Annotated in this window: 5 protein-coding genes; 4 read left to right on the top strand and 1 reads right to left on the bottom strand. The window is 73.2% G+C overall.

The annotated features are described in order from the left end of the window. The first annotated feature begins 83 nt into the window (after positions 1-83). Together ACH4D5_RS06115 and ACH4D5_RS06110 are read left to right on the top strand one after the other, a co-directional pair. A complete protein-coding gene (locus tag ACH4D5_RS06115) occupies positions 84-1,619 on the top strand; it encodes a DHA2 family efflux MFS transporter permease subunit (protein ID WP_398299098.1) in 1,536 nt (511 codons plus the stop codon). Between the two features lie 73 nt (positions 1,620-1,692). Then, positions 1,693-2,208 carry a TetR family transcriptional regulator gene (locus ACH4D5_RS06110; protein WP_398299967.1) on the top strand — a complete coding sequence of 172 codons (516 nt, stop codon included), beginning with the start codon at positions 1,693-1,695 and terminating at the stop codon, positions 2,206-2,208. A gap of 242 nt (positions 2,209-2,450) precedes the next feature. On the opposite strand, the gene ACH4D5_RS06105 is transcribed toward ACH4D5_RS06110, so the two are convergent. Next, on the bottom strand, positions 2,451-3,257 hold the full coding sequence (locus tag ACH4D5_RS06105) for a thioesterase II family protein (RefSeq protein ID WP_398299096.1): 807 nt from the start codon (positions 3,255-3,257) through the stop codon (positions 2,451-2,453). 275 nt (positions 3,258-3,532) lie between these two features. On the opposite strand from ACH4D5_RS06105, the gene ACH4D5_RS06100 reads away from it, so the two are divergent. Together ACH4D5_RS06100 and ACH4D5_RS06095 are read left to right on the top strand one after the other, a co-directional pair. After that, a complete protein-coding gene (locus tag ACH4D5_RS06100) occupies positions 3,533-12,691 on the top strand; it encodes a beta-ketoacyl synthase N-terminal-like domain-containing protein (protein WP_398299965.1) in 9,159 nt (3,052 codons plus the stop codon). Positions 12,692-12,697: 6 nt separating this feature from the next. Further along, complete coding sequence (locus tag ACH4D5_RS06095) at positions 12,698-19,420, top strand: SDR family NAD(P)-dependent oxidoreductase (protein WP_398299094.1); 6,723 nt, start codon at positions 12,698-12,700, stop codon at positions 19,418-19,420.

The raw sequence follows: 19,420 nt of genomic DNA, 5'->3' as shown, positions 1-19,420 counted from the left end.
ATACGGAACGGGTGGTACCCCTCCGAAAAAAATGAGAGTACGCTCCCACTAGATATTGAGCTCTCTTTAGGAGGTCGACTCCCATGTCTGCTGATCTGGGTGCGCGGCGGTGGTGGGCCGTCGGTGCTCTCGTACTCGCCTCGATGGTCGTGGGCTTCGATGTGACGATCCTGAGCCTGGCGCTGCCCGCCATGGCCGACGACCTCGGCGCGAACAACGTCGAGCTGCAGTGGTTCGTGACGTCGTACACGCTGGTGTTCGCAGCCGGCATGATCCCGGCCGGCATGCTCGGTGACCGGTTCGGACGCAAGAAGGTCCTGCTCACCGCCCTGGTGATCTTCGGCATCGCCTCGCTGGCCTGTGCCTACGCGACGTCCTCCGGCACCTTCATCGGCGCGCGTGCGGTGCTCGGTCTGGGCGCCGCGCTGATCATGCCGACGACGCTGTCGCTGCTGCCGGTCATGTTCTCCGACGAGGAGCGGCCGAAGGCCATCGGAGCGGTGGCCGGCGCGGCGATGCTCGCCTATCCGCTCGGCCCGATCCTCGGCGGCTACCTGCTCAACCACTTCTGGTGGGGCTCCGTCTTCCTGATCAACGTGCCGGTGGTGATCCTCGCCTTCCTCGCGGTCTCCGCCTGGCTGCCCGAGTCCAAGGCCAAGGAGGCCAAGCCGTTCGACATCGGCGGCCTGGTGTTCTCCAGCGTCGGTCTCGCCGCGCTGACCTACGGCGTGATCCAGGGCGGCGAGAAGGGCTGGACGGACGTCACCACGCTGGTGCCGTGCATCGGCGGTCTGCTCGCCCTCGTGCTGTTCGTGATGTGGGAGAAGCGGGTGGCGGACCCGCTGGTCGACCTCTCGCTGTTCCGCTCGGCCCGGTTCACCTCCGGCACCATGCTCGGCACCGTCATCAACTTCACGATGTTCGGCGTGCTCTTCACGATGCCGCAGTACTACCAGGCGGTCCTCGGCACCGACGCGATGGGCAGCGGCTTCCGGCTGCTCCCGATGGTCGGCGGTCTGCTAGTGGGTGTGACGGTCGCCAACAAGGTCGCCAAGGCCCTCGGCCCGAAGACCGCGGTCGGCATCGGCTTCGCCCTCCTCGCCGCCGCCCTGTTCTACGGCGCCACCACGGACGTCAGCAGCGGCACCGGCCTGGCGGCCGCCTGGACCGCGGCCTACGGACTCGGCCTCGGCATCGCCCTGCCCACCGCCATGGACGCCGCCCTCGGCGCGCTCTCCGAGGACTCCGCCGGCGTCGGATCCGGCGTCAACCAGTCCATCCGTACCCTCGGCGGCAGCTTCGGCGCGGCCATCCTCGGCTCGATCCTCAACTCCGGCTACCGCGGCAAGCTCGACCTCGACGGCGTGCCCGAGCAGGCGCACGGCGCGGTCAAGGACTCCGTCTTCGGCGGCCTCGCGGTGGCCCGGGCGATCAAGTCCAACGGACTGGCCGACTCGGTGCGTTCCGCGTACGTCCACGCCCTGGACGTGGTGCTCGTGGTCTCCGGCGGCCTCGGACTGCTGGGTGTGGTGCTGGCGGTGGTGTGGCTGCCCCGCCATGTTGGTCAGAGCACCGCCAAGACAGCAGAATCTGAGCATGAAGCCGCAGACGCAGTCTGACCAGGGCAAAACAGTGCCTGGTCTGAGAGAACGCAAGAAGGCCCGGACGAAGGCCGCGATTCAGCGGGAGGCGGTGCGCTTGTTCAGGGAACAGGGCTACACCGCCACGACCATCGAGCAGATCGCCGAAGCCGCCGAGGTCGCCCCCAGCACCGTCTTCCGCTACTTCGCGACCAAGCAGGACCTGGTCTTCTCGCACGACTACGATCTGCCCTTCGCGATGATGGTGCAGGCCCAGTCACCCGACCTGACGCCGATCCAGGCCGAGCGGCAGGCCATCCGCTCGATGTTGCAGGACATCAGCGAGCAGGAACTGGCCCTGCAGCGCGAGCGGTTCGTCCTGATTCTCTCCGAGCCGGAGCTCTGGGGCGCCAGCCTCGGCAACATCGGCCAGACCATGCAGATCATGAGCGAGCAGGTGGCCAAACGGGCCGGGCGCGACCCGCGGGACCCCGCGGTCCGCGCCTACACCGGAGCCGTGTTCGGAGTGATGCTCCAGGTCTCGATGGACTGGGCCAACGATCCGGACATGGACTTCGCGACCACACTGGACGAGGCACTCCACTACCTGGAAGACCTGCGGCCCTGACCGAAGGGGCGGGCGCACACCACAGAGCCCGCCCCGGCCAGACGTCGTACGAGGCGCCATCGGCCGTCGCGTACGACCCCCGCGCCCCGGATTCCCCCGCGGGGCGCGGGGTCAAGAAAAAAGAGACGACCGCACGCGGCCACTGTTCCCCCGGCTGCCGCGTCCGGTCCAACCTGGCGTGCTCCGGCTTCCCTCGACGGAGCACGCCAGGGGTCTGTCCGGCCCCCTCCCGGCGGCTCCCGTCAGACGCCCGGCCCCGCCGTCAGCGCCTCGGTCACGACGGCCGCCACCTGCTCCTGACAGTCGTCGAGGTAGAAGTGCCCGCCGGGCAGCACCCGCAGATCGAACGCCGCGCCGGTCCGCTCCCGCCACGTGGCGGCCTGCTCCGGCGACGTCCGCTCGTCGGCGTCCCCGATCAGCGCCGTGATCGGACAGTCGAGCCGGCCGGGTCCCGGCGCCTCGTAGGTGGCCACGGCCCGGTAGTCGGCCCGCAGCGCGGGCAGGACGAGCTCCTGCAGCTCGGGACTGCGGAAGAACCGCTCGTCGGTGCCGCCCATCGCCCGCAGATGGGCCAGGATGTCCGCGTCCCCGAACGTCCCCGAACGCCCCGCGGGACGGTAGGGCCGCGCGAGCCCCCCGGAAACGAACAGGTGCACGGGAAGGCCGGGCCCGGCCGGTCCCCGCAGCCGCCGCGCCACCTCGAACGCCACGATGGCGCCCAGGCTGTGCCCGAACAGCGCGAACGGCTTCCCGTCGCACGGCAGGTGGGGCACGACGCCGTCGGCGAGCTCGGCCACCGACGCCAGGCACGGCTCCGCATGACGGTCCTGCCGCCCCGGATACTGCACGGCGAGCACCTCGACGCCGGGCGCGAGCAGCCCGGAGAGCCCGAAGTAGTAACTCGCCGAACCGCCCGCGAACGGAAAGCAGACCAGCCGCACCGGCGCCTCTGCCGCGGCGTGGTACCGCCGCAACCACACCCCGTTTCCGGTGGCTTCACCGAACTCGTCACCGATCTGTGGTGCCCGCGCCGCCGTGCCCCTGTCCATCGCTCTCCCTCTCCTCGCGTCGCTCCGCGGGCGCTGTCCTGCCCCCGCCCCGAAAGCCCGATGCCGGCCAAGCGCCGATGCCGGCCAAGCCCCGATGCTGGCCGCGGCCCATAGCGCCCGGCTAAAGCCGCAGGCGGCTAGCCGGGGTTTGGTTCGCCTTTAGACAGCCCGCCCACGATGAGCCCGGTACTCGAAGCGATCTCCGATTTCGGACCGGGAGCGCCGTTGATGTTTTGTGGCAGCCAGTTGTTCAGCGCCCGACCGCAGCTGACGTGATGGCCGCATCCGCGTCAGCGTCCCCCTCGGGACCGAGCGCAGGACCCGACCCGATCGCCGTCGTCGGGATGGCCTGCCGCCTGCCCGGAGCACCTGACCCCGACGCGTTCTGGCGGCTGCTGAGCGAGGGGCGCAGCGCGGTGAGCACCACACCGCCCGAGCGGCGGCGAGCCGACTCCGGACTCCACGGGCCGGGCGGCTACCTGGACCGGATCGACGGCTTCGACGCGGACTTCTTCCACATCAGCCCGCGCGAGGCCGTGGCGATGGACCCCCAGCAGCGGCTGCTCCTCGAACTGAGCTGGGAGGCCCTCGAAGACGCGGGCATCCGGCCGCCAACCCTGGCGCGCAGCCGCACCGGCGTCTTCGTCGGCGCGTTCTGGGACGACTACACCGACGTCCTGAACCTGCGGGCGCCGGGCGCCGTCACCCGCCACACCATGACCGGCGTGCACCGCAGCATTCTGGCCAACCGCATCTCGTACGCGTACCACCTGGCCGGTCCGAGCCTCACCGTCGACACCGCGCAGTCCTCCTCGCTCGTCGCCGTCCATCTGGCCTGCGAGAGCATCCGCGGCGGCGACTCCGACATCGCCTTCGCGGGCGGCGTCAACCTCATCTGCTCGCCGCGCACCACCGAGCTGGCCGCGGCCCGCTTCGGCGGTCTCTCGGCCGCCGGCCGCTGCCACACCTTCGACGCCCGCGCCGACGGTTTCGTACGCGGCGAGGGCGGCGGCCTCGTGGTGCTCAAGCCCCTCGCGGCGGCACGGCGCGACGGCGACACGGTGTACTGCGTGATCCGGGGGAGCGCCGTCAACAGCGACGGTACGACCGACGGAATCACCCTGCCCAGCGGGCAGGCGCAGCAGGACGTGGTGCGCCTCGCCTGCCGACGGGCGCGGATCACGCCGGACCAGGTGCAGTACGTCGAACTGCACGGCACCGGCACGCCCGTCGGGGACCCGATCGAGGCCGCCGCGCTCGGCGCCGCCCTCGGGCAGGACGCCGCGCGCGCCGTGCCGCTGGCCGTCGGCTCCGCCAAGACGAACGTCGGCCACCTCGAAGCCGCCGCCGGGATCGTCGGACTGCTCAAGACCGCCCTGAGCATCCACCACCGGCGGCTGGCGCCGAGCCTGAACTTCACCACCCCCAATCCGGCCATCCCGCTCGCCGACCTCGGCCTGACCGTCCAGCAGGACCTGGCCGACTGGCCGCGCCCCGAACAGCCCCTGATCGCCGGGGTGTCGTCCTTCGGCATGGGCGGCACGAACGGTCACCTTGTCGTGGCGGCGGCGCCCGATTCGGTGGGGGTGCCTGAGCCGGTGGGGCCGCCTGAGCGGGTGGGGGTTCCTGAGCGGGTGGAGGTCCCTGAGCGGGTGGGGGTTCCTGAGCGGGTGGAGGTCCCTGAGCCGGTGGGGGTTCCTGAGTGGGTGGAGGTCCCTGAGCCGGTGGTGGTGCCGACGCCATGGCCCGTGAGCGCTCACAGCGCTTCCGCGCTGCGCGCGCAGGCCGGTCGCCTGCGGGCGCACCTCGCCGCCCACCGCCCCGCCCCCGACGCCGCGCGGGTCGGCCACGCGCTGGCCACCACCCGTGCGCCCCTCGCCCACCGCGCGGTCCTGCTCGGCCGCGACACCGCCGAACTGCTGGGCTCCCTGGACGCGCTGGCCGAGGGCGCGGAGACCGCGTCCATCGTGCGCGGTGAGGCGTACACCGAGGGCAGGACGGCCTTCCTCTTCAGTGGGCAGGGTGCGCAACGCCTCGGCATGGGGCGGGAGTTGTATGCCGCGTTCCCCGTCTTCGCCGACGCTCTCGACGAGGCGTTCGCCGCCCTGGACGTACATCTGGACCGCCCACTGCGCGAGATCGTCCTGGGCGAGACCGACTCGGGTGGGAACGTCTCGGGTGAGAACGTCATCAGCGAGGGTGCCGACCATCAGGCACTCCTCGACCAGACCGCCTACACCCAGCCCGCGCTCTTCGCGATCGAGACGAGCCTGTACCGGCTGGCGGCCTCCTTCGGCCTGAAGCCGGACTACGTCCTCGGCCACTCGGTCGGCGAGATCGCAGCCGCGCACGTCGCCGGCGTCCTCTCGCTGCCGGACGCGAGCGCTCTGGTGGCCGCGCGGGGACGGCTCATGCAGGCGGTCCGGGCGCCCGGCGCGATGGCCGCGTGGCAGGCCACGGCGGACGAGGCGGCCGAACAGCTCGCCGGGCACGAGCGGCACGTCACCGTGGCCGCCGTCAACGGCCCCGACTCCGTGGTCGTCTCCGGCGACCGCGCCACCGTCGACGAACTGACCGCAGCCTGGCGGGGACGCGGCCGCAAGGCCCACCACCTGAAGGTCAGCCACGCCTTCCACTCCCCGCACATGGACCCCATCCTCGACGAGCTGCGCGCGGTCGCCGCTGGCCTGACCTTCCACGAGCCGGTCATCCCCGTCGTCTCCAACGTCACCGGTGAACTGGTGACCGCGACCGGGAGCGGCGCCGGGCAGGCCGACCCCGAGTACTGGGCGCGGCATGCGCGCGAGCCCGTGCGGTTCCTGTCCGGGGTGCGGGGGCTGTGCGAGCGCGGGGTGACCACGTTCGTCGAACTCGGCCCGGACGCACCGCTGTCCGCGATGGCCCGCGACTGCTTCCCCGCTCCCGCGGACCGGAGCCGTCCGCGCCCCGCCGCCATCGCCACATGCCGCCGCGGGCGCGACGAGGTGGCCACGTTCCTGACGTCGCTGGCCCAGGCGTACGTCCGCGGCGCCGACGTCGACTTCACCCCGGCCTACGGCGCTCCCACCACCACGCGCCGCTTCCCCCTCCCCACGTATCCCTTCCAGCGCGAGCGCCACTGGCCTGCCGCCGCCGGGGTGGGGCAGCAGCACGGGCAGGAGCCGGAGACCCCGGAACTTCCGGAATCCTCGGAGCCCTCGGAGCCCTCGGAGCAGGCAGGACATGAGCGGGAGGAGGGGGCGCGTGCGTGGGGCGGGCCCGAGGGGCGGCTTGCCGGGCTCTCCGTGAACGACCAGGAGCGGGTCCTCCTCGGCCTGGTCACCAAGCACGTGGCCGTCGTGCTCGGGGACGCCTCGGGCACGGTCCAAGCCGCCCGCACCTTCAAGCAGTTGGGCTTCGACTCGATGGCCGCCACCGAGCTGAGCGAACGGCTCAGCACGGAGACGGGCCTGCCGCTGCCCGCCACCCTCACCTTCGACCACCCGACGCCCCTGGCCATCGCCGCGCACCTGCGCGCGGAGCTCACCGGTACGACCGTCCCGGCCGGCTCCGCGCCCGCCACGGGCGGCCTCGGCACGGGTGACCTCGGCACGGACGAGGACCCGGTCGCCATCGTGGCCATGAGCTGCCGCTATCCCGGCGGCGCAGGCTCGCCCGAGGACCTGTGGCGGCTGGTCGCGGACGGCGCCGACGCGATCGGCGACTTCCCCACCGACCGCGGCTGGGACCTGGCGCGGCTGTTCCACCCCGACGCCGACCGGTCGGGCACCAGCTGCACGCGGCAGGGCGGATTCCTCTACGACGCCGCCGACTTCGACGCCGAGTTCTTCGACATCAGCCCGCGCGAGGCCCTGGCCGTCGACCCGCAGCAGCGGCTGCTCCTCGAATGCGCCTGGGAGGCCTTCGAACGGGCGGGCCTGGACCCGCGGGCGCTCAAGGGCAGCCCCACCGGCGTGTTCGTCGGCATGACGGGGCAGGACTACGGCCCCCGCCTGCACGAGCCGTCCCAGGCCACCGACGGCTATCTGCTGACCGGCAGCACGCCGAGCGTGGCCTCGGGCCGCCTGTCGTTCAGCTTCGGCCTTGAGGGGCCCGCCCTGACGGTGGACACGGCCTGCTCGTCGTCGCTGGTCACGCTCCACCTCGCGGCGCAGGCGCTGCGGCGCGGCGAGTGCGACCTGGCCCTCGCCGGCGGCGCCACCGTCCTGGCCACGCCGGGCATGTTCACCGAGTTCTCGCGGCAGCGGGGCCTCGCCCCCGACGGCCGCTGCAAGCCGTTCGCGGCGGGCGCCGACGGCACGGGCTGGGCCGAGGGCGTGGGCCTGGTCCTCCTCGAACGGCTCTCCGAGGCCCGGCGCAAGGGCCACGACGTCCTCGCGGTGATCCGGGGTTCGGCGATCAACCAGGACGGCGCGAGCAACGGCCTGACCGCGCCCAACGGCCCCTCGCAGCAACGCGTCATCCGTGCCGCGCTCGCGGCCGCCCGGCTCACCGCGGACGAGGTCGACGTGGTGGAGGCGCACGGCACCGGCACCACGCTCGGCGACCCGATCGAGGCGCAGGCCCTGCTCGCCACGTACGGCCAAGGGCGTTCGGCGGAGCGGCCGTTGTGGCTCGGGTCGGTGAAGTCGAACATCGGTCACACGCAGGCCGCCGCGGGTGTCGCGGGCGTCATCAAGATGGTGATGGCGATGCGCCACGACCTGCTCCCCGCCACCCTGCACGTCGACGAGCCGAGCGGCCACGTGGACTGGTCCACCGGCGCGGTGCGACTGCTCACCGAGCCGGTCGTCTGGCCGCGCGGCGAACGTCCGCGCCGCGCCGCGGTGTCGTCCTTCGGCATCTCCGGCACGAACGCGCACCTGGTGCTCGAAGAGGCGGGGCAGGACGAGTACGTTGCGGGAGTCGCCGACGACGCCGGGCCGGTGGACGGTGCTGTGCTGCCGTGGGTGGTCTCCGGACGGACCGGAGCGGCGCTGCGCGAACAGGCCCGCCGCTTGCGTGAGTTGACCGGCGGCTCGGCCGATGTCTCTGTGTCCGGGGTGGGCCGGTCGCTGGTCACCACGCGGGCGGTGTTCGAGCACCGGGCCGTGGTCGTGGGCCGTGACCGGGACGCGCTGATCGGCGGCCTTGAGGCCCTTGCGGCGGGTGAGGCGTCGCCGGACGTCGTGTGCGGGGTCGCGGGCGATGTCGGCCCCGGCCCGGTGCTGGTGTTCCCCGGGCAGGGCTCGCAGTGGGTGGGCATGGGAGCCCAACTCCTCGCCGAATCGGCGGTGTTCGCGGCACGGATCGACGCGTGCGAGCAGGCGCTGTCCCCGTACGTCGACTGGTCACTGACAGAGGTCCTGCGCGGGGACGGGCGCGAACTGTCGCGCGTCGACGTCGTGCAGCCCGTGCTGTGGGCGGTGATGGTCTCGCTCGCCGCCGTCTGGGCGGACCACGGCGTCACCCCGGCCGCCGTCGTCGGGCACTCCCAGGGAGAGATCGCCGCTGCGGTCGTCGCGGGCGCGCTCACCCTCGAGGACGGCGCCAAGATCGTGGCCCTGCGCAGCCGGGCGCTGCGTCAGCTCTCGGGCGGGGGCGCCATGGCCTCCCTCGGGGTGGGCCAGGAGCAGGCCGCCGAACTCGTCGAGGGCCACCCCGGAGTGGGCATCGCCGCCGTCAACGGTCCTTCATCGACCGTCATTTCAGGGCCGCCCGAGCAAGTCGCCGCCGTCGTCGCCGACGCCGAGGCGCGCGAGCTGCGCGGCCGCGTCATCGACGTGGACTATGCCTCGCACAGCCCCCAGGTCGACGCCATCACCGACGAACTGACCCACACCCTGGCCGGTGTCCGCCCCACCACGGCCCCGGTGGCGTTCTACTCGGCCGTGACCGGAACCCGCATCGACACGGCGGGCCTCGACACCGACTACTGGGTCACGAACCTGCGCCGCCCGGTCCGGTTCGCCGACGCCGTCACCGCGCTCCTCGCCGACGGCCACCGGGTCTTCATCGAGGCCAGCAGCCACCCCGTCCTCACTCTCGGCCTCCAGGAGACCTTCGAGGAGGCCGGGGTCGACGCCGTCACCGTCCCCACACTGCGGCGCGACGACGGCGGCCGGGCACGCCTGGCCCGCTCGCTGGCACAGGCCTTCGGCGCCGGGTGCGCGGTGAGGTGGGAGAACTGGTTCCCGGCCGCCGGTACATCCACCGTGGAGCTGCCGACGTACGCCTTCCAGCGCCGCCGGTACTGGCTGGAGGCCCCCACAGGCACCCAGGACGCGGCAGGGCTTGGCCTCGCCGCTGCGGGGCACCCGCTCCTCGGGGCGGCCACCGAGATCGCGGACGGCGACATCCGCCTGCTCACCGGCCGTATCAGCAGGCACAGCCACCCCTGGCTCGCCCAGCACACCCTCTTCGGTGCCGCGGTCGTGCCCGCCTCCGTCCTCGCGGAATGGGCGCTGCGCGCCGCCGACGAGGCCGGCTGCCCGCGTGTCGACGACCTCACGCTGCGAACCCCGCTGGTGCTGCCCGAGACCGCGGGCGTCCAGGTGCAGATCGTCGTCGGCCCGGCCGACGCGCGGGACGGGCACCGCGACTTCCACGTCTACGCCCGCCCCGACGGCAAGGACGCCTCTGAGGGCGAGGGCACCGCCGAGGGCGAGGGAGCCTCTGAGGGCGAGGGCGCCTCCGACGGCACCGACGCGCCGTGGACCTGCCATGCCGACGGCCGACTGGGCGCCGAGCCCATCGGCACGGCCTCGGAGGACTCCCCGGACACGGTGTGGCCGCCGCCAGGCGCCGAACCCGTCGACCTGGGCGACTTCTACGAACGGGCCGCCGCCACCGGAGTCGGCTATGGACCGGTCTTCACGGGGCTGCGCGCCCTGTGGCGGCGGGACGGCGAGCTGTTCGCCGAGGCGGTGCTGCCGCAAGAAGCCCCGGAAACGGCCGGGTTCGGGATGCACCCGGCGCTCCTCGACGCCGCACTGCACCCCGCACTCCTCGGCGAGCGGCCGGCCGAGGAGGACAAGGTGTGGCTGCCGTTCACGCTGACCGGAGTGACCCTGTGGGCCACCGGTGCCACGTCTGTACGCGTCCGTCTCACCCCGCTGGACGACGACCCCGACGCGTCGGCGGACGGGCGGGCCTGGCGGGTCGGCGTGAGCGACCCGACCGGCGCGGAGGTGCTGACCTGCGAGGCCCTGGTCGTGGTGGCGGCGGGCCGCCGCGAGCTGCGGGCCGCGGGGGAGCGGGTGTCCGATCTGTACGCGGTGGAGTGGGTGCCGGTGCTGGGCCCGGGGCCGGTGGGTGAGGGTGCTGACTTCTCGGGCTGGGCCGGTCTGGGGGAGCGCGGGGAGCGTAGGGAGTGCGTGGGGCGCGTGGAGCGCTGGTACGAGGACCTGGACGCTCTCGGCGCGGCCGTCGAGGGTGGGGCTTCGGTGCCGTCTGTCGTTCTCGCCACCGCGGCTGCCGCCCCTGGTGGAGCGGGCGACGGAGCCGCCGATGCGCTGAGCGCGGTGCGGCGGACCGGCGCGCTCCTCGATCAGTGGCTCGCCGACGCGCGGTTCGCCGACGCCCGGCTGGTGGTGATCACGTCCGGCGCGGTCGCCACGGGTGACGGTTCCCTTCCCGACCCGGCCGCCGCGGTGGTACGAGGACTGGTCGAGCAGGCGCAGGTCAGGCACCCCGGCCGCATCCTCCTCGTCGACACGGAAGCCGGGGCCGGGCTCGGGGTCGGTGCCGGAGTGGATGACGCGCTCCTGGAACAGGCCGTGGCCACGGCTCTCGGCGCCGACGAACCGCAACTCGCCCTGCGGGCGGGACACGTCCTGGCACCCCGCCTCACTGTGCTCCGGGACGCGACCGTCACCGAAGCGTCGCGACCGCTCGACCCGGACGGCACCGTACTCATCACGGGGCCGGCCGGTGCCCCGGTGGCCGACCTCGCCGAACACCTCGTACGCACCGGGCAGTGCAGGCATCTGCTGCTCCTGCCCGGAGACGGTGAACTGGAGGAAATGGCCGAGGAGGTGCGGGGCCTCGGCGCCACCGTGGACCTGAGTACCGCCGACCCGGCGGACCCGACCGCCCTCGCCGAAGTGGTCGCCGCCGTCGACGGGGACCACCCCCTTACGGGGGTCATCCACGCCATCGGAGTCGTGGACGCGTTCGATCCCGGCGACTCGGCGAGCGACTTGATGATCGACTCGGCGAGCGACTCGTTCGCCGAGGCATGGTCGTCGAGGGCAGGCGTCACCGCCGCCCTGCACACCGCGACCGCCCACCTTCCCCTGGACCTGTTCGCCGTCCTGTCCCCGGCGGGCGCGGACCTGGGCATCGCGCGGTCGGCGGCCGCCGCGGGCGCCGACGCATTCAGCGCTGCACTCGCCCTGCGCCGGCCCACGACCGTCACGACGGACACGACAGCCCCGCCGCGAACGACAGCCCCGCCGCGCACGTCAGCCTCGCCGCGCACGACAGCCCTGTCGTCGTCGCGCACGACGGGCGTGGCCCTCGCCTACGGGCCGCCCACCGCGCAGAGGCCCGGCATCAAGGGGACGGCGCCCGGTCGGATCCCCGCGCTGCTCGACGCCGCTCGCGCTCACGGGGGCGGTTCGCCTCTGCTCGGGGCCCGCTTGGCCGCGCGTGCCCTGGCCGCCGAGTCCGCCGCCGAGAGCGCCGCCGTCCTGCCCGCGCCGCTGCGCGCGCTGGCCGCAGCCGCGGCCGGAGCGCCGACCCGGCGCACCGCCGCCGACCGCAAGCCCCCCACGGACTGGCCGGCCCGACTGGCCCCCCTGTCCGCCCCCGAACAACTCCGTCTGCTCATCGACGCCGTACGCACCCACGCCGCCGCGGTCCTCGGCCGCACCGACCCGGAAGCGCTGCGCGGGGACGCCACCTTCAAGCAGCTCGGCCTTGACTCGCTGACCGCTGTGGAGCTGCGCAACCGGCTCGTGGAGGACACCGGCCTGCGCCTGCCCACCGCCCTCGTCTTCCGCTACCCGACCCCCGCGGCGATCGCCGCGCACCTCCGCGAGCGGCTGACCAGCCCGAGCGAGACAGCCGCCACACAGAGGTCCGGAGGGCAGACGCCCGCAGCGGGGCAGGCGTCGTCCGCGCTCGCCCCCGCCGGATCGGCCGCCGGACCGCCCGCCGCAGACACCGTGCTGAGCGACCTGACCCGCATGGAGAACACCCTCTCCGTGCTCGCCGCCCAGCTGCCCCACACCGAGACGGGCGAGATCACCACCCGGCTCGAAGCGCTCCTCACGCGCTGGAAGACCACGAACGCCACGGCGAACGACAGCGGCGACGGCAACGGCGGCGATGGCGACGCCGCCGACCGCCTCAAGGCCGCGTCCGCCGACCAGATCTTCGACTTCATCGACAACGAGCTTGGTGTCGGGCACGGCACCTCGCGCGTGACCCCCACTCCGAAGGCCGGGTGACCGCACATGGCGAGTGAAGAGCAACTGGTCGAATATCTGCGCAGGGTGACCACCGAGCTCCATGACACGCGTCGGCGCCTGGTGCAGGAGGAGGACCGCAGGCACGAACCGGTGGCCCTGGTCGGCATGGCCTGCCGCTTCCCGGGCGGCGTGGCCTCTCCGGAGGACCTCTGGGACCTGGTCGCCGCGGGCAAGGACGCCATCGAGGACTTTCCCACCGACCGGGGCTGGGACCTGGAGGCGCTCTACGACCCGGACCCGGCCGCGTACGGCACCAGCTATGTCCGCCACGGCGGGTTCGTGGACGACGCGGGCTCCTTCGACGCCGACTTCTTCGGCATCAGCCCGCGAGAAGCCCTGGCGATGGACCCGCAGCAGCGGCTGATGCTGGAGACGTCCTGGGAGCTGTTCGAGCGCGCCGGCATCGATCCCGTCTCCCTCAAGGGCAGCCGTACCGGCGTCTACGCAGGGGTGTCCAGCGAGGACTACATGTCCCAACTGCCCCGTATCCCCGAGGGGTTCGAGGGGCACGCCACCACCGGCAGTCTCACCAGCGTCATCTCGGGCCGGGTCGCGTACAACTACGGCCTCGAAGGCCCGGCCGTCACCGTCGACACGGCCTGTTCCGCCTCGCTCGTCGCCATCCACCTGGCGAGCCAGGCGCTGCGCCAGCGCGAGTGCGACCTCGCCCTCGCGGGCGGCGTGCTCGTGCTGTCCAGCCCGCTGATGTTCACGGAGTTCTGCCGCCAGCGGGGCCTTGCTCCCGACGGCCGCTGCAAGCCGTTCGCCGCCGCGGCGGACGGCACCGGCTTCTCGGAGGGCATCGGTCTGCTCCTCCTGGAGCGCCTGTCCGACGCGCGCCGCAACGGCCACAAGGTGCTCGCGGTGATCCGCGGCTCCGCCGTCAACCAGGACGGCGCGAGCAACGGCCTGACCGCACCCAACGACGCCGCGCAGGAACAGGTCATCCGCGCCGCCCTCGACAACGCCCGCCTCACCCCGCCCGAGGTGGACGCCGTCGAGGCGCACGGCACCGGCACCAAACTGGGCGACCCCATCGAGGCCGGAGCGCTGCTCGCCACCTACGGGCAACACCGCGCCCGGCCCCTCCTCCTCGGCTCCCTCAAGTCCAACATCGGCCACACCCACGCCACCGCCGGTGTCGCCGGTGTCATCAAGACCGTCATGGCGATACGCAACGGCCTGCTCCCCGCCACCCTCCACGTCGAGGAACTGAGCCCCCACGTCGACTGGGACGCGGGCGCGGTCGAGGTCGTCACGGAGCCCACCCCGTGGCCCGAGACCGGCCACCCCCGGCGCGCGGGCGTCTCCGCGTTCGGGATCTCCGGGACGAACGCGCACTTGATCCTGGAGGAGGCGCCGCCGGAGGAGGACGTGCCGGGCTCAGTGGTTGTGGAGTCGGGTGGGGTCGTGCCGTGGGTGGTGTCCGGGCGGACGCCGGAGGCGTTGCGTGAACAGGCCCGGCGACTCGGCGAGTTCGTGGCGGGCGACACGGACGCACTGCCGAACGAGGTCGGCTGGTCTTTGGCCACGACCCGTTCGGTGTTCGAGCACCGGGCTGTGGTGGTGGGGCGTGATCGGGATGCGTTGACGGCCGGTTTGGGGGCGTTGGCTGCGGGTGAGGCTTCGGCGGGTGTGGTGGCCGGGGTTGCTGGTGATGTGGGTCCTGGGCCGGTGTTGGTGTTTCCGGGGCAGGGGTCGCAGTGGGTGGGCATGGGTGCCCAGCTCCTTGACGAGTCGCCGGTGTTCGCGGCGCGGATCGCGGAGTGTGAGCGGGCGCTGTCGGCGCATGTGGACTGGTCGCTGAGTGATGTCCTGCGCGGGGATGGGAGTGAGCTGTCCCGGGTCGAGGTCGTGCAGCCCGTGCTGTGGGCGGTGATGGTGTCACTCGCTGCGGTGTGGGCTGACTATGGCATCACCCCGGCTGCCGTCATCGGGCATTCGCAGGGTGAGATGGCTGCCGCGTGTGTGGCGGGGGCGCTGTCGCTGGAGGATGCGGCGCGGATCGTAGCCGTACGCAGTGACGCGCTTCGCCAGTTGCAAGGGCACGGCGACATGGCCTCGCTGAGCACCGGTGCCGAGCAGGCTACTGAGCTGATCGGCGACCGGCCGGGTGTGGTCGTCGCGGCGGTCAACGGGCCGTCGTCGACCGTGATTTCGGGACCGCCGGAGCATGTGGCAGCCGTGGTCGCGGACGCGGAGGCACGTGGTCTGCGCGCCCGTGTCATCGATGTCGGCTATGCCTCGCATGGCCCCCAGATCGACCAGCTCCGTGATCTCCTCACCGAACGGCTCGCCGACATCCAGCCGACCACCACCGACGTGGCCTTCTACTCGACGGTCACCGCCGAGCGCCTGGCCGACACCACCGCCCTGGACACGGATTACTGGGTCACCAACCTCCGCCAGCCGGTCCGTTTCGCCGACACCATCGAAGCGCTTCTCGCGGACGGCTACCGCCTGTTCATCGAGGCCAGCGCGCACCCGGTGCTGGGCTTGGGCATGGAGGAGACCATCGAGCAGGCGGACATCCCTGCCACGGTCGTCCCCACCCTGCGCCGTGACCACGGTGACACCACCCAGCTCACCCGTGCCGCAGCGCACGCCTTCACCGCCGGCGCCCCCGTCGACTGGCGGCGCTGGTTCCCGGCTGACCCCACCCCCCGCACGATCGACCTGCCCACCTACGCCTTCCAGCGTCGCCGCTACTGGCTGGCCGACACCGTGAAGCGGGACAGCGGATGGGACCCGGCCGGGTCGGGGCATGCCCAGTTGCCGACCGCGGTCGCCCTTGCCGACGGGGGAGTGGTGCTGAACGGCCGGGTGTCCGCCGAGCGCGGTGGCTGGCTGGGCGGGCATGTGGTGGCAGGGACGGTTCTGGTGCCGGGTGCGGCGTTGGTGGAGTGGGTGTTGCGGGCCGGTGATGAGGCGGGTTGCCCCTCGCTTGAGGAACTGACGCTCCAGGCGCCGTTGGTGCTGCCCGAGTCGGGTGGGTTGCAGGTTCAGGTGGTCGTGGGTGCGGCTGATGAGCAGGGTGGCCGTCGTGACGTACATGTGTATTCGCGGTCTGAGCAGGACGCGTCGGCGGTGTGGCAGTGCCATGCCGTCGGTGAGCTCGGGCGCGCGTCGGGGGCGCGGCCGGTGCGGCAGGCCGGGCAGTGGCCTCCGGCGGGGGCCGAGCCGGTGGAGGTGGGCGGCTTCTACGAGGGGGTCGCGGCCGCCGGTTACGAGTACGGTCCGGCGTTCCGTGGGCTGCGCGCGATGTGGCGGCACGGTGATGACCTCCTTGCGGAGGTCGAGCTGCCGGAGGAGGCCGGTTCGCCGGCCGGTTTCGGCATCCACCCGGCGCTGCTGGACGCCGCCCTGCACCCGCTGCTCGCGCAGCGGAACCGGGACGGGGCCGGGGCCGGGGCGGGGGCCCACGGCGGGCAGGTGCTGCTGCCTTTCAGCTGGAGCGGTGTTTCGCTGTGGGCCAGTGAGGCCACCACGGTGCGGGTGCGGCTCGCCGGGCTGGGTGGGGGCGAAGAGGAGACGGTGTCCCTGACGGTCACCGACCCCGCCGGTGGCCCCGTGGTGGACGTGGCAGAGCTGCGGTTGCGGTCGACGAGCGCCCGGCAAGTGCGGGGGTCGGCAGGCCCCGGCGCGGACGGGCTCTACGAGCTGCGGTGGACACCGCTGCCCGAGCCGCTTCCCGTACCGGCCCCCGCAAACGGCCGCGATGTGACCGCCGACCTGTCCGGATGCGCCGTGCTCGGCGAACTGGTCGCGGAACCGGGCCCGGGCATCGACCTGGAGGGCTGCCCCTGCTACCCGGGCGTCGACGCGCTCGCCGACACCGCCTCCCCGCCCTCCGTGATCCTCGCCCCCGTGCACAGCGACACCACAGGCGGCGACGGACTCGCCCTGACGGAACGGGTGTTGCGCGTCATCCAGGACTTCCTGGCCGCACCGAGTCTGGAACAGAAACAAACGCGCCTGGCCTTCGTGACCCGGGGCGCGGCGGACACAGGCAGCACGACGGGAGGCTCGGCTGCCCCGGCAGAGACAGTCGACCCGGCGGTCGCGGCCGTATGGGGCCTGGTGCGCAGCGCGCAGTCGGAGAACCCCGGCCGCTTCGTACTGCTGGACACCGACGCGCCCCTCGACCAGGCGTCCGTTGCCCCTCTCGTGGACGCGGTGCGGTCTGCCGTGGAGGCGGACGAGCCCCAAGTCGCCCTGCGGGGCGGGCGGTTGCTTGTGCCCAGGTGGGCGCGGGCCGGCGCGCCCGTCGAGCTGGCCGGGCCGGCCGGAGCGCGGGCGTGGCGGCTGGTGGGCGGAGACTCCGGGACGCTGGAGGCCGTCGTGGCGGAAGCCTGCGACGACAGCGTGCTGCGCCCGTTGGTGCCGGGCCAGGTCCGCGTCGCCGTCCATACGGCCGGGGTCAATTTCCGTGACGTCCTGATCGCCCTGGGCATGTACCCGGACCCGGACGCGCTGCCCGGCACCGAGGCGGCCGGCGTGGTGACGGAGGTCGGGCCGGGCGTCACCCGTCTGTCGGTGGGCGACCGCGTGATGGGCATGATGGACGGCGCCTTCGGCCCGTGGGCCGTCGCCGACGCGCGCATGCTGGCCCCGGTCCCGCCCGGCTGGGACACCCGGCAGGCGGCCGCCGCCCCCGCCGCGTTCCTGACGGCTTGGTACGGGTTGGTGGAGCTGGCCAATCTGAAGGCCGGTGAGCGCGTGCTGATCCATGCCGCGACGGGTGGTGTGGGGATGGCGGCGGTGCAGATCGCCCGGCACTTGGGTGCCGAGGTGTTCGCCACCGCGAGTCCGGGCAAGCACGCCGTGCTGGAGGAGATGGGCATCGACGCCGCCCACCGCGCCTCCTCCCGGGACCTCGCCTTCGAGGACACCTTCCGGCAGGCCACCGAAGACCGTGGCGTGGACGTCGTCCTCAACAGCCTCACCGGGGAACTCCTCGACGCGTCCCTGCGGTTGCTCGGCGACGGCGGGCGCTTCGTGGAGATGGGCAAGAGCGATCCGCGCGACCCCGAGCTGGTCGCGCTGGAGCACCCCGGGGTGTCGTACGACGCCTTCGACCTCGTCGCCGACGCCGGGCCCGAGCGGCTCGGGCTGATGCTCGACAGGCTCGGCGAGCTCTTCGCCGCCGGATCGCTGGTACCGCTGCCGGTCACCGCATGGCCGCTGGGGCGGGCGCGAGAGGCGTTCCGCCACATGAGTCAGGCGAGGCACACCGGCAAGCTGGTGCTCGACGTGCCCGCGCCGCTCGACCCCGACGGCACCGTCCTCGTCACCGGGGGCACCGGCACCATCGGCGCCGCCGTGGCCGAACACCTGGCGCGTACCGGGGAGAGCAAGCACCTGCTCATCGTCAGCCGCAGCGGGCCGGCCGCCGACGGCGCCGAGGAACTTGCGTCTCGTATAGCTGAGTTCGGGGCCGAAGCCACCTTCGTCGCTGCCGACGTGAGTGAGCCCGGCGCGGTCGCCGCCCTGGTCGAAGGGATCGATCCGGCCCATCCGCTGACCGGCGTCGTGCACGCCGCCGGAGTACTCGACAACGCCCTGATCGGCTCCCAGACCACCGAAAGCCTCACCCGCGTATGGGCGGCGAAGGCCGTCGCCGCGCAGCAACTCCACGAGGCCACGAGGGAGTCGAGGCTGGGACTGTTCGTGGTGTTCTCCTCCTTCGCCTCCACCATGGGCACCCCCGGGCAGGCCAACTACTCCGCCGCCAACGCCTATTGCGACGCGCTGGCCGCTCTCCGGCGTGCGGAGGGGCTCGCCGGTCTGTCCGTGGCGTGGGGGCTGTGGGAGGCGACCAGCGGCCTGACCGGGACGTTGTCGGCGGCCGACCGGGCCCGCATCGACCGGTACGGCATCAGGCCGACCAGCGCGGCACGCGGCTGCGCCCTGCTGGCAGCGGCACGCGCCCACGGGCGCCCCGACCTGCTCGCCATGGACCTGGACGCCCGCGTACCCGCCGCGTCCGACGCTCCGGTGCCCGCCGTGCTGCGCACTCTGGCGGCCGCGGGGGCGCCCACCACCGCCCGCCCCACCGCGGCGGCGGCCGCTGACGGGGCGACGGACTGGTCCGGCAGGCTCGCCGGCCTCACCGAGGAGGCGCGGCTCGAACTCCTCACCGAGCTGGTGTGCACCCACGCGGCAGGGGTGCTGGGGCACGCCGACGCGGGCGCGGTCCAGGTGGATGCGCCGTTCAAGGAACTCGGCTTCGACTCGCTGACCGCCGTCGAACTGCGCAACCGGATCGCCGCCGCGACCGGCCTGAAACTGCCCGCCGCCCTCGTCTTCGACTACCCGCAGGCTCGCGTTCTCGCCGCCCACCTGGCCGAACGGCTCGACCCGGAGGGCGCGGGGGCCATGGGCGGTGTGAGCGGCGCGGAGGGCGTGAGTGACGCGTACGGGGCAGGCGGTCCGGGCGGTGACATGACCGCCCAGGTCCTGCTGGAGGTGGCCCGCGTCGAGCACACCCTGTCCGCCGCCGTCCCGCACGGCCTGGACCGGGCGGCCGTCGCGGCCCGCCTGGAAGCGCTGCTCGCCCGCTGCACGGCGACGACGGCGGCCACGGGGTCCGCAGGAGCCGCGGTGGAGGGTGACGGCGACAGCGACGGCGACGGCGCCGTGGACCAGTTGGAGACGGCCACCGCCGAGCAAGTACTGGACTTCATCGACAACGAACTCGGGGTGTGA

The sequence above is a fragment of the Streptomyces sp. NPDC018029 genome (assembly GCF_044327655.1).
GTDB lineage: Bacteria > Actinomycetota > Actinomycetes > Streptomycetales > Streptomycetaceae > Streptomyces.
This window is presented reverse-complemented; position numbering and strand designations above follow the sequence as displayed.

Bases quoted from the DNA above. Each gene is read 5' to 3' on its own strand.
- ACH4D5_RS06105 (WP_398299096.1), bottom strand. From the start codon at position 3,257: ATGGACAGGGGCACGGCGGCGCGGGCACCACAGATCGGTGACGAGTTC.
- ACH4D5_RS06115 (WP_398299098.1), top strand. From the start codon at position 84: ATGTCTGCTGATCTGGGTGCGCGGCGGTGGTGGGCCGTCGGTGCTCTC.
- ACH4D5_RS06100 (WP_398299965.1), top strand. From the start codon at position 3,533: ATGGCCGCATCCGCGTCAGCGTCCCCCTCGGGACCGAGCGCAGGACCC.
- ACH4D5_RS06095 (WP_398299094.1), top strand. From the start codon at position 12,698: ATGGCGAGTGAAGAGCAACTGGTCGAATATCTGCGCAGGGTGACCACC.